This is a genomic window from Rhodovulum strictum (assembly GCF_009649175.1).
In the GTDB taxonomy this organism is placed as follows: Bacteria; Pseudomonadota; Alphaproteobacteria; order Rhodobacterales; family Rhodobacteraceae; genus Rhodovulum; species Rhodovulum strictum.
In genome coordinates this window covers 1-11,954 of record NZ_WJPO01000051.1, presented here as the reverse complement: position 1 = coordinate 11,954, position 11,954 = coordinate 1, and the positions used below count along the sequence as shown (strand labels likewise).

11 protein-coding genes and 1 pseudogene are annotated in these 11,954 nt (G+C 63.6%); 2 read left to right on the top strand and 10 right to left on the bottom strand.

The genetic code is table 11. The annotated features are described in order from the left end of the window. Positions 1 to 517: 517 nt before the first annotated feature. The 9 genes and pseudogenes from GH815_RS18250 to GH815_RS18215 form a co-directional block, all read right to left on the bottom strand. The gene (locus tag GH815_RS18250; protein WP_153750163.1) at positions 518 to 3,046 is read right to left on the bottom strand and encodes a S8 family peptidase; all 2,529 of its coding nucleotides are present in this window, start codon (positions 3,044 to 3,046) and stop codon (positions 518 to 520) included. After that, positions 3,036 to 4,181, bottom strand: coding sequence for an AAA family ATPase (locus GH815_RS18245; RefSeq protein ID WP_343030964.1), 1,146 nt, complete (start codon positions 4,179 to 4,181; stop codon positions 3,036 to 3,038). The genes GH815_RS18250 and GH815_RS18245 overlap by 11 nt, the downstream gene beginning before the upstream one ends. A gap of 367 nt (positions 4,182 to 4,548) precedes the next feature. Beyond that, entirely contained in the window at positions 4,549 to 5,205 is a 657-nt protein-coding gene (locus GH815_RS18240; protein ID WP_153750161.1) for a hypothetical protein, read from the bottom strand. Further along, the gene (locus GH815_RS19325) at positions 5,202 to 5,855 is read right to left on the bottom strand and encodes a DNA methyltransferase (RefSeq protein ID WP_246176534.1); all 654 of its coding nucleotides are present in this window, start codon (positions 5,853 to 5,855) and stop codon (positions 5,202 to 5,204) included. The genes GH815_RS18240 and GH815_RS19325 overlap by 4 nt, the downstream gene beginning before the upstream one ends. 55 nt (positions 5,856 to 5,910) lie before the next feature. Continuing rightward, positions 5,911 to 6,300 (bottom strand): annotated as a pseudogene (locus GH815_RS19320) (DNA cytosine methyltransferase); the annotation flags it as partial. Positions 6,301 to 6,371: 71 nt separating this feature from the next. Further along, positions 6,372 to 7,409 carry a helix-turn-helix domain-containing protein gene (locus GH815_RS18230; protein ID WP_153750159.1) on the bottom strand — a complete coding sequence of 346 codons (1,038 nt, stop codon included), beginning with the start codon at positions 7,407 to 7,409 and terminating at the stop codon, positions 6,372 to 6,374. Beyond that, on the bottom strand, positions 7,406 to 7,801 hold the full coding sequence (locus GH815_RS18225; protein WP_153750158.1) for a VRR-NUC domain-containing protein: 396 nt from the start codon (positions 7,799 to 7,801) through the stop codon (positions 7,406 to 7,408). The genes GH815_RS18230 and GH815_RS18225 overlap by 4 nt, the downstream gene beginning before the upstream one ends. Continuing rightward, the gene (locus tag GH815_RS18220) at positions 7,798 to 8,067 is read right to left on the bottom strand and encodes a hypothetical protein (RefSeq protein ID WP_170290394.1); all 270 of its coding nucleotides are present in this window, start codon (positions 8,065 to 8,067) and stop codon (positions 7,798 to 7,800) included. The genes GH815_RS18225 and GH815_RS18220 overlap by 4 nt, the downstream gene beginning before the upstream one ends. Next, entirely contained in the window at positions 8,064 to 8,264 is a 201-nt protein-coding gene (locus GH815_RS18215; RefSeq protein ID WP_246176533.1) for a helix-turn-helix transcriptional regulator, read from the bottom strand. Before GH815_RS18215 ends, GH815_RS18220 begins: the two co-directional genes overlap by 4 nt. 646 nt (positions 8,265 to 8,910) lie before the next feature. Between GH815_RS18215 and GH815_RS18210 the strand changes: the two genes are divergently transcribed. Beyond that, positions 8,911 to 10,170, top strand: coding sequence for a tyrosine-type recombinase/integrase (locus tag GH815_RS18210; RefSeq protein WP_153750156.1), 1,260 nt, complete (start codon positions 8,911 to 8,913; stop codon positions 10,168 to 10,170). A 14-nt stretch (positions 10,171 to 10,184) separates the two neighbouring features. On the opposite strand, the gene GH815_RS18205 is transcribed toward GH815_RS18210, so the two are convergent. Next, entirely contained in the window at positions 10,185 to 10,781 is a 597-nt protein-coding gene (locus GH815_RS18205; protein WP_153750155.1) for a hypothetical protein, read from the bottom strand. Between the two features lie 244 nt (positions 10,782 to 11,025). Here GH815_RS18205 and GH815_RS18200 point away from each other — a divergent pair. Beyond that, positions 11,026 to 11,954 (top strand): helix-turn-helix transcriptional regulator (locus GH815_RS18200; protein WP_153750154.1); only part of this gene is annotated, 929 nt, incomplete at its 3' end.

Genomic DNA, 11,954 nt, shown 5'->3' with positions numbered 1-11,954 from the left:
AAGACCTTCCTTTCCGCCATCGCCCTCGCCGCAACCGTCCTGTTCTGGCTTTGACGATCAATGAGTCTGGAGCCTAGTGGCTTCTGCTGGGTGGCTTCGCTGGATTCCCGCCGGAATCCACCCGGCGAGCGCAGATTGTCCCGTAAGTGTTTGAAGATGAGTCAAGATTTCTGGCGCGCGGGCGATGGTGGCTTCCATGTGGCTTCCCCGGCGAAAAGGCCAGACGCTGGAAAACTGCCGCGCTCAGCCCCCCCGTATACGGATCGTGCTCAGGAGGAACCATGGAAGGGGAAGCAATAACGTACTCGGCCCTTTGCGGACTGACGGCAAACAACAATGCTGTGTAGTGGCGCATCCCAGAGCGATCTCCCGCCCGCGAACCCCGTGTGCGCCTGTTCGACTGTGACGCGAAGGTGCTGCTGCATCGGGCGGATGAGCGATATGGGTTCTGAGCGAGTGCGAGTTTAGTTGCGCCATTAGTGGTGCGTCTCTCGCCACTGCTGCTGAAAGTTGCCCACTACCGACCACGTTGCCGCAGCCTCGTTACCGTTCGAACATCCTGCGCCACCGCAGTGCTCACTTGGAGCCACTGCCGCATTTCTTGGAAAACTGGCTTGCTGCCGTCCGGGTCCTCTAGGGTCAAGAGTATTGCAAAAGGCACTCCTTCCGCGGGGAACTGCGCCTCAGCGCGAACGAGGCTAGTAACCTCCAGCCGCCATTGCGACGAGCTTCCGTTCTCAACAAATGTGCTCTCATACTGCTTGGTCGGCCACCACTTGAGACCGTGGTCTATGAGCGCCTTCTCGGGTATTGCGAGATTGGTTGACTTCGGCAGGTAGCGGGCCGCTATCTGGTTCGTGAATCGAACCCTCCCGTCGGCAGCGGGCTCCACCTGGCGCTGCTTCAGCGATGCCTCAAGATTGACGCGGACGAACTCGGCACCAAAGGCTGGATCAAGTGGTGGTGCGTAAACGAGCGTGATTTTGGCACGGCCTGAGCAGCGTCCGTCTGTCACGAGGCTTTGTGGCCAGCTGAATGGGAACCGAAGAATGACTGGCTTCTTCTCGCCAATGCTAAGGCGGCTTTGGAAAAGCAGAGTGATCTGGTGGTCGTCCGTTTCCAGCATCGTTGCTACGGCACGCGGCTTGCCGAAGCCCGCGAACTGTCGGCCGATGTCCTTAAGGCCACGTTTAGTGAGTGGCTCGGGCATCGCCGTGTGATGCAGCAACATGGCCCGCAGTGCTTCGACAGACAGGCCGCCCTCGGTTTGGGAGTCGAGGCCCGCCAACGTACGCGCCACCAGCGGCGCCGCGAAACTCGTGCCGACGACACTCTGGCTGCCTCCCGACGGAGACAATGACGAAAGCCCCGTGGGCTTTCCGGGACCGCTGCCTCCTGATCCGCCATAGAAAGCAACGTCGGGCTTGACACCAACTTGGAGACCAGGCCCGCGTGTCGTGTAAACGGTCGGCGCGTCGGTGATGTGACTGGTATTTGGAGGATTGAGCGCGCCGACCGAGATTGACCTGACGCTCTCGGCGGGCTTGAAGATCGTGTCGGGCGAGGTTCGCGACGCGAAATAGTTGATGACGTCGACCGGACGCTTCTGCCAAGCGGAACGTGCCTGAGCGGGTCGCAGGTTCCCTGCGGAATTCACAAAGACTACGCCATAGGTATCTGCGATCTGGTCGAGCCGAGAAGCGTAGATACTATACCGGTGTCGATCAACGGGCGCGACGGCGTTAATGGAGAGATTAAATACTCTCACGCCATGTTCGTTTTTCGCCTCGGCGACGGCCTGCTCCACCTCTTCGAGGAAGTCTGAGAAACCTCGAGGATAACGGGCCATGAACGGACCGGCAGGGTAGAGGGGTATGTCATAGAGATAGCAGCCATTCGCCTCAGGCGCGACGTGAACGCCATTCAGGGCTTGCCCGATGGTCAGGAGACCGGCGACGTTCGTGCCGTGGACTGCGTCATACTCTCCTGAAGATAGATAATCGAACCGCCCCGCAACCCAACCATCAAGAACCGGCGCCACGCCTGAGTCGATTACCCCTACAATTGGATAGGTCGACCGGTCTTGCGGATGAGGAATGGCAACTTGTTCGGCAGCAGAACCGACTTCAGAGCTTGAACGGTCGTCTGTGAGTTCGAGCAGAACAGGTGGCAAGATCGCGCGCACCAGTGGATGCTTCTGGAGCGCATTTAGGGTAGCCTCGTGTCGCTCCGGATTTCGGTCTAGTGAGGATAAGCTGATTTCTTGGCCTGAGTCGCTTCCAGCCACACCTGCTCGATTGTCGATCAGGGCATCGACGGGCTGCGTGGTCAGCTGAACCTCGAGGACAGGCGTTCGTCCGACTTCAAAGGCGAGATAGCTACGCGCGCCCATGCCGAGAGACAGCAACAGTCTCTCAAGGGAGCGCCGCAACGCAATCCGTCCCAGCGGGTCATCGGCGATTACCCGATCGGACGGCGTCTCAAAAAGTTCGACCTGGTAACCCGAAACCACGCGAGGATCTTCGAGCGCCGCAAGAGCTGCTGCGGTAGAAAATGCTCGTTTCTGCTCAGGCGGAGCGATTTCGATTGTCTCGATGGCGCCGACTTCGGCTCGGGCGATAGTCGGCGCCTTGTATGGCTTGCTGTCAGCCCTCCGATACTTTGTCTCAACGGAGGCTTCAGCATGCTCGATGCGCTGTCGCAACGATTTCAGGTAGATCAGTGGAGCTCGAAAATAGAGCGTTCCGACCGCATCCGCGCCCACACATGGGAATTGATCGGGTTTGAACAGCCACCATACTGGTCTGTAGGATTTCGCCAGCGCCTCGTTGCGCATCTGTACTTTTAGATACGCGGCAGGACCGTATGAGCTTATCCGAATTTCGTCGATGATCCGGTCGATTGCGCCCAGCAATGACGCCTTGTGGGTGACGAACGCCTTGTCGGCATCTTCGAAAAAATCCTTGTTCCGTGGCGGCTGTCCCGGATCGGGCGCCTGATGAAAATCACGATCGTTCAGGATGATCTGAACCGGATTATTGGGCATACGACGGCTCCAGCAGTGGCAGATGGCGCTTTGCTTTCTTAAGGTCACTCACCCGCGACTGACCGTATCCCGTCGCCTCTCCTATTTCAGTTTGCTTGAGCGCAAGCGCCCCATCATTTGCGATCAGGCTGACGAACGCTTCTTGATCTACGGCAAGGATACGGGCCGCCACATGGTCGTGCCGCGGTGCACGGGCTAGTACAGTACTCAAGGCACGGAATAACCCTGGCGCATCATGCGATTCACCGCTGAGCGCAAGCGTCCGTTTCACCGCTGTGCACACTCTTTCGATATCGGCCCCCGTGCGCCCTGCGAGACAGTATGAGAATACCCTGCGAGTAGAGGCAGGTGCATCGAGCGGTTGGAGAAAACGTGCAATCAAGCTTTCGCGAGCGAACTCGTCCGGCTCGCCGAGTTGAAGATGAGTTTCGAAACGACGCCAAACAGCTGGGTCCAGGAGCCTATCGTGGTTCGTAATTGCTATCGTGATTCCAAAGCTTCCCCGCTGATCGAGATTCTGCAGCAAGGTGTTGACCACGCGCTTGATCTCGCCAATTTCCTGGGGATCGTCCCGAAGCTTTGCAAGCGCGTCGAACTCGTCCAGCAGCAGAACGCAAGCATATCGGTTGGCGAAGTCGAACAGGTTCGCAATGTTGCGCGCAGTCGTTCCCAGAAACGAGGAGATAAGGCCGTCGATGCGCGCCACGACCAAAGGCAACCCCAACTGGGCAGCGATATAGTGGGCGGTTATTGTCTTGCCGGAACCGGGCGGCCCGTAAACAAGCAGAGAGCGCGTGGGCGATACACCCACCTCCCGCAGAGCGGCCTCACGAGCCCATTCGTTCAGCAGACCGTCGACCGTTTCTGACACTACCGCCCCATAAACGGGTGCCCGGCCGTTGCGAGCGGGAAATTCAACTGCGCACAATCGGGCGCCGGTTTCTCGATCAATCGGCGGATTGATTCCTAGTTCGAGAGTTTCCCCGCAGATCTGACCGCGCGACATCTCCACGCGACTCGGAGCAAGTTCTTGCGTGTCGCGCGCCGCGGTGCGCAAACGCTCCAGCGTGGCGGCCTCCTTCGTGGCGCCTGCCTTTTCGAGGCGCTCACGAAGGCGCAGCACCTGCTTGTCCACAGCGTCCCGGTCGCCGGCCAAGCCGGCCCGAACGATGCTTTGGATGACCGCGAAGTGCTCCATATCAGCAAACCCACCATAATGTCAGCGCTGCGCTGATCTGTATCGCCGTTTCGGCGATAGCACAAGGAAAAAATTGCAATAATATCTTCGGAAACCGTCAAGGAATCTGGCATTCTGCCATCTGAATCGGTCTCTGGCTGCGGTGATAGCAAGCCTGGCGCTTGGTGGCGACGCCAAGTGGGTAACGATATAGAGTTTCGCGGCTATCGTCTCCCCGCGAGCGGCTCGAACGACCGCCTTGGCGGGTCCGCTGCCGTCGTATGCGCCGCTGCCTCCAGAACGCTTACCGACCTGTTAGCGCTTATCATAGGTTCCACGGCGCCTCCTTCGGCAACATGCCTGTCAGGTCGATCTCGCGCAACATGCTACCGGCAAGAAGCCCCTCCCGCACCCAGCCTAGCGCATGCCACCAGTCGCAATAGGCGCGCCGTGCTGCGACGATCTGCTGGGCATCTGGACTGAATGTCACCGGACAGGCTCGCACCTCCACGCTCCGCCACTTCCCTTTGACAAGCACGCGCTCGGTGCCGACAACGATGCTGAGTGCCCGATCACCATGCCGATTTCGCTTGATCTCGGCCGGGACACAGCGCGGGACGGCACCGGGCATCCAGTCCGGCGTCAGCCCGGCGCGGGCCAGTTCCGCCACGCGGATCGCCATGCGTTTGCCACCGAGGCTGTCGGGGATCCCGGCGACGGTTGCGGCGATGACCTCGGCGTCCTCGTGGGTATAGCCGCCGATCTTGTGCTGGCCACCGTCGACCTTGCAGCCCAGCGCGGCGCGCTGAAGGAGGACGTATTCGAGGCCGAAGCCGAAGCCTTCCTCGGTCACGTCCTGGGGGAGTGGTAGTTCCAGTTGCGCCTTCTCGACCCGGAACGCCCATTCCAGCGCTGCCTGCACGCCCAGCGCGCGCTTGACCTTCGTGCCGCCTGCGCGGGTGATCCGTCCCTGGAAGCTCATGGTTGCAATCCTTCAAGGAAATCCATTTGCGCCGGTCGCTGGGTGGCCTCTGTCGGCCGCCAGATCCACGGGCCCAAGGCCATGGGCAGCTGCGAGAGAGCGCCACGCATGTGCCGCTGCCAGAGGGTGAACTCCGTTGCCGAGCAGGCGCAGAGCGCGTGCCCGATGGGCCAGCCCATCAGCCATCCGACGAAGAGCGGGTTCAGCCGCCGTCGTGCCCGGCCCTTCAGGAGCCGCCGCGATACGGCGCGCCCATGCGAGGCAGTCATCGAAGCCCAGAGCCGGCGCGAGATCGGGGCGTGCAGCGAGGATCGCGCGCCATGCATGGTGGTCGCCTGGGCCGGGCGGGTGAAGCCCAACTCCGCCCGGTAATGCAGGATGTCCATCCTTGACTTGCCATCGGTGCGGGTGATGCTCGCCTCCGAGCTTCCCTTCCAGTTCTGCGCAGCTGGCGTCGGCCATTTCGCCGCCTGTGCGGGCAGGGGCGGCCTCCCGCCCGAGCCGTAGCTCTGGCCCGGCCCACCCTTCGCGCCGTCCGTCGCCTTGGGCGTCGACCAGCTGGTGATGCTCAGCGCCAGTGCTTCCGCCTTCCGAGTAAAGTCGCTGTTCCCCGCCGGGTTGTAGTTGGCGGTGCCCGGATGCAGGCTCATCGGTGTGGGCCAGGATGAAGATCCGCAGCCGCTGGTGCGGCGCGCCGACTTCTGCCGCGCTGAACAGACCCGCCGCAGGCGTGTAGCCCATGCCCCAAAGCTCTCGCAGGACGGTCTCGAGCCCGAGGGTGACGTGACCGACGACATTCTCGAGGAAGACCCATTCCGGGCGGCATTCGCCGATGACGCGGCCGACGTCGGGCCAGAGGTGGCGGGGATCGTCAGCACCTCCGCGCTTTCCCGCCGCGCTGAAGGGTTGGCACGGATACCCGGCAAGCACGGCGTCGAAGGCACCGCGGAAGGGCCGGGCGTCGAAGCTGCGCAGGTCGGTCCAGATCGGGGCCGGGGCGAAATAGCCTGCGCGCTGGGCTGCGACGAGGACGGCGCGCGGCCAGTCCTCCCATTCGACGAAGGCGCGGGTGTGATAGCCGGGCTCGGCGAGCATGAGGCCCATATCCAGGCCTCCGCCGCCCGCGCAGAGGGACAGTCCGTGTCGGGGACGAAACACCATGCCATTCACCGCACCCCGCGCTCACGCAGGCGTTCGACGGTGACCAGTCCGCGGGTCAGCATCGCGTCGCGCATGGTGTTGCTGATCGTGCTGGGCGGCAGGAACCGGTCGGAGTTCACCAGATCGGCGTAGAAGGCCGCCAGTTCGTCATCGCTTGGCCTCGGGCCATCGTCGCGCTTTCGGCGCCGGGTATCGTTGCCACCGGGTGCCGTGCCCTTCTTCGCAACTGTGGCACCGGTCTGCTTCAGGCGCTGGGCGGCGCGTTGCATCGAGCGATCGAGCCCCTTGGGGCCATCGGGCGGCTCGGGATGATCGCGCCGCGAGGCCTTGGCGACCGCGAGGATCGCATCCTCGTCGAGACCCAGATCGTCGCGCCAGCGCCGGACATGCTCGCGGGGCGGCCAGCCTTGCCACCAGCCGGGCAGGGTGGCAGTGTCGAGGCCCAGCGCCCGGATCAGTTCTCCGAAGAATTCCTCGGAGATGGCCTCGCGCGCTTGCGCGCCCTCCTCCTCCTTTACTGGTTCACTTAGGGGTTCCCTTACAGGGTTAGTGTCCGGATTCTGGACACGGCTTTCGGCATTTTCCGGACACGGCTCGGCCGCCAGATCGGACACGGGTCGGTCGTCACACCCGTGTCCGGTTTCCGGACACGGCTCGTCCTCGGCGGGCGCATCGTCCTCGAAAGGTGCTGGTCCTTCACAGGTTTCTCCATCGTCCGCGTTTCCATGTCCGGTTTCCGGACACGGGTCCGGCACATGCGGTGTGAAGCCCGGCTCGAAGCCCAGAATGTAGCGCGTCGGCATCTGTCGCTTGGTGACAGGATGCAGGCGGGGAACACGGCGCAGGAGCCCGGCCGCCTCGAGCTGGCCCAGATGCTCGTTCAGGGTCGAGCGGCTGATCTCGCAGTCCTCGGCCAGCCGGTCCTGCGAGGGGAAGCAGCCGTAATCCGGGTTGAACCGGTCGCAGAGATGCCAGAGCACGATCTTGGTGGTCGGCTTCAGCCCGCGCTGCTTGATCGCCCAGTTGGTGGCTTCATGGCTCATTGCGCTGGCCTCCGCACCGGGGCCGCGACACGCGTCGTGAACCCATGATCCGCCAGTGCGCCCAGCGCGTCGTCAAGCGAGCGCACCAGCGCCCAGCCATGACCCTGCGCCTGCACTGCATCGCGAAACGCCTCCTGGCTCGGGCTGAGCCGCCCCTTGAGGGATTTCAGCTCGAGGAACAGGACGCGGCCCTCGCAGAGGATCATCAGATCCGCGAAGCCGGGATGAACGCCCATGCCGACCAGGATCGCCTGGCGCTTCGCGCCGCGTGGGCCGGCCTCGGTCACCTCGTTGGCGCAATGGTGGATGATGGCCGAGCGGGGCAGGGCAAAGCGCAGCGCCTGCAGCACCGACCGCTGCAGATCGGCCTCGGGCGTGCCACGGCGCTTCATCGGCGCACCTCGGGATCTGGCCGGTGGCGCCCAGCGCGGCCGGGTGATCGGGCATCAAGGACCACGAGCAGGATCCGCGCGTCCTCGCGCTCGGCCGCGGTCTCGCCATGCTGGACCAGCACATTGCAGGCGAGACGGATCAGGTGGTCGGAATGGTTCACGACATCGGCGACCACGATCCGCGCCTCGCGAAGACGTTCGTCGATCCAGTCCTGGCGGACCCGATCGCGCTGGGCGCGCTTGCGGTAGGGCAGGGGGATGGTCATCGCCGCGCCCCCGCGCACCGGGGAGCGGGCGCTTCCTGCTGCATGAGCCAGTCCTGCACGGCGTCGCGGCGGTAGTAGATCTTCCGCCCGGCCCGCACGCAGGGTGGCCCGAAGCGCAGCTTCTCCCAGCGATGCAGGGTTTCGACAGTGACCCCAAGCTCGAGGGCGAGGTCGAGGCGGCTGATCCACCCGCTCATCAGACGTGGCGCGCTGGATCTGGGGGAGGTTCCAAGTTCTGTCATCCGGTCTCTCCTGGTCATCGCCCGGCATGGGCAGAGTTCAGGACTTCAGAAGCGCAGAGCCGGAAGGGTGGCGGGAAGGCGGAGACCGGCGGTGATGCGATAGATGCTTGCCGGTCATTGATATCGCTGGAGTTTTCGAGGAAATGGGGTCGCGCAGGCGTTTGCAGCCGACAGTGCGAGAAGGGCGCTTGCGGTGCCGCGTGGCAATCCGGGAGCGTGTGGCGCAGCGGATTTACAGGGTTTCGCCTAGTTTCGCCGACACTGGCGGGCATCCAGGCACATGGAGCCAACCGGCAAAGGGTCGGAACCCTTGCCGGTCATTGATTTCAAATGAAATTTACAGTTTCGGTGGGGGTTCCAGGCAGGTCCTGCCCTGCCGGTGGACCCTGGCGTCAGTCTCAAGGCGATCCGCTGAGCGGTCTCGCGGCAGATTCGCCCCCGGCGGTTTGCGCGTGCGGCCAGTTTCTCTCGTGAATTCAACGACCGGCGGCGATCCGGCGCATCACTGCCGGTCACCGCCTGTGCGCCACCCCTGGGCGCATGCTTCGCTTGATATGCCTGCGCATCTACGCCTGTGTCATGCGCAGAAGGAGGCGTGCGCATGGTCAAGAGATTGCGATTGAACGATAAAACCGTTCGCGAGCAGATCCCGGAAGAGGATCGGGACTTCCAGGTCTTCGACACCGAGATCCGCGGGCTGTCCATCCGCGTCATGCGCTCTGGGGAGCGGTCCTTCGTCCTGGACTATCGTTTCGCGGGGCGGCAGCGCCGCATGGTGATCGGACGCTGGCCGGAATGGAGCGTGACGGCGGCCCGCGAGCGGGCGCGCGAGCTGCGCCGCCAGATCGATGAAGGCACCGACCCGCTGGGCGAGCGCGGTGCAATGCGCGAGGCGCCCCGGTTCAAGGACATGATCGATCGCTATCTGGCCGAACATGCGTCGACGCTGGCCCCCTTGAGCGCGTCCGACCATCGCTCGTTCCTGACCAAGCTGGTCGCCCCGCATTGGGGCAACAAGCTGGTGACCGAAATCACCCCGCAGGACGTGACGAAGCTGCTCAACATCATCGCGCAGGGCAGGGCGCGCCCGTCGAAAGCGAAACCCAACAACCGCGCGCGCAAGCTGAAGGGGAAGAAACCCACGCCCGTCCGTGCAAACCGGATCGGCGAGGTGCTGCGCAAGATGTTCAATCTCGCCATCCAGTGGGGATGGCGCACCGACAATCCCGCCTCGGGGTTCAAGAAGCGCGTCGAGACCGCGCGGGAGCGCTTCCTGTCGCATGAGGAAATCCGCAGGCTGGCCGAGGTTCTGGAGGCTGCCGAGGATCAGCGCGCCGCCAGCATCATCCGGATCTGCATGCTGACCGGCGCCCGCGTGGGCGAGGTGCGGCAGGCGCGGTTCGAGCAGTTCAACCTCGAGCTCGGGATCTGGTCGAAGCCGGCGGCGACCACCAAGCAGCGCAAGATCCACCGGGTTCCGATCTCGGCCGACGTCGCGGCAATCGTCCGGCAGCGGGCGCTCGTGGTGCGCAAGGGCAACCCGTGGCTCTTCCCGGGCGATGTGCCGCGTCAGCCCGTCAAGGAAATCCGCCGGTTCTGGATCAAGGTGCAGCGGGACGCCAACCTGCCCGATGTGCGCATCCACGATCTGCGCCACACCTTCGCATCGCTGCTGGTCAGCGGTGGAGCATCGCTCGAGATGATCGGCAAGCTTCTGGGTCACAGCCAGATGCAGACCACCTTGCGCTACGCGCATCTGATGGACTCGCCCCTGCGCGCCGGTGTCGACGCCGTGGCCGGGATGCTCCGGCCACGCCCGAAGATCGTCCATGATGCCGATGCGGATGCCAAGCGCGCCTGAGGCAGCTTGCGCGCTCAGTTCTCGCCGCGCAAGGCGCGCCAGAACGGGCGCAGCCGACGGCGAATGGTGCTCTCGTCCGGAACGTCGCCGCTCTCGGCGACATTGCCGAACCACTCCTGCAGCTCTCCGATCAGCTCCGCCTGCGTCGCAGGCAGGCCGTGTTCGTGAATGCGCTTGATCATGGCCACATACATCCCCTCCCAGTCATAGGGGGAGAGTGCGCCCGTGCCGCCGCCGATGCGGCGCAGCAGATCGTATTCGTCCTCGAACCGCAGCACGTCCTGGCCGCTGATCAGCAGATCGGCGATCGACACGTCGACCCCGTCGGCCGGCTCGGTGACATAAATCCAGTCGGCCCCCGGATCGGGCTTGACGCGCAGCAGCTTGATGGAGGTGGGCCCGGTGCCGCTGCGACGGAAGAGGGGCAGCATGTCCATGGGCGAGACGAAGACCTTGCCGGACACCTTTTCGGTTCCGCAGATCGCCAGGGGAATGCCGGTGACAATGTCCAGCTTGCCCACGGCGGCCCAGCCCGCGATGTCGGCGATGGTGCAGCCCCAACGCGACGCGGTTTCGTGAAGGGTGAAGAATGCTCTCGGTGGTAGTGCCATACTGACTCCAGTTCTCGTTCTGAGTGGGTGCGGCTTGCCACCAGGAGCCGGTGGGGCGCCGCCCGAAGCGCTGACGCGAGGGCGGGGACCTGCAGGCACGAGATTGATGAAGGCATGCCTCGACCAGGACGCCGCAGAAGCGCCTGTCAAATTCTTCAATCAATCAGCAACCTTAAGGCGAATCGCCCTCAGATGTAGTATACCCTGAGCATTACGTCATAAACTGTCGGGGATAGGGGGCCGCATGTCGTTTCAGAAGGCACAGGATTTGTTGAAGCTGGCGCGCCTGTCGGCATCGCGCCATGGCGGCATCAGCGTGAAGGAGGTTGCCGAGGAATTCAGCGTCAACGAGCGCACCGCCCAGCGCATGATCTATGCCCTGAAGGAGGTCTTCCCGAGCATTTCGCACCAGACCGACAGCGAACGGCGCCGATGGTGGAAGCTGCACGACACGGCGATGATCGGCATGCAGGGCATATATGACCGCGAGCTGGTCGCGCTCGAGATGAGCATCAGGCGGGCGGAGCGCGAGGGCGCGCTTATGGACGCGGAGGCACTTCAAGCCCTACGCGACCGCTTGATGGCAACGCTACCCTCGTCCCATGCGCGTCGGGCCGAGGTGGACGCGGAAGCGGTCCTGGAAGCAAAGGGCTATGCCTGCCGCCCCGGTCCCAAGGTGAAGACCTCGGCCACCGTGATGAGCGTCATCGCCGCGGCGCTGAAGGGGCCCTTCCGGCTTGTCGTCTGGTATCAGGGTGCGCAGGACGCCGAGCCGTGCCAGCGCACAGTCGAACCCTACGGTCTCCTTCTGGGCACGCGCCATTATCTGATCGCGCGCGACATCGCCAAGGATGAGTGCCTGCGCCGGTTCCGTCTGGACCGCATCGCCGGGGCCGAGATCACCATCGAGTGGTTCGAGAAGGACAGGGATTTCGACCTGGAGGCCTATGCGGCGCAATCCTTCGGGTCGTTCCACTCGGACGCAGAGGCCTCCCGGGTCGTGTGGCGCTTCAGCCCGGTCGCTGCGGTGACCGCGCGTGAGTTTGAGTTCCACCCCAACCAGGAGATCTTCGAGCAGGAAGATGGCGGGCTGATCGTAACCACCCGGTTGGCACCGCCTGCCAGATTTCGGCGTGAGCTCCTAAGACACGTGCATAGCGACGTCGCAAACGA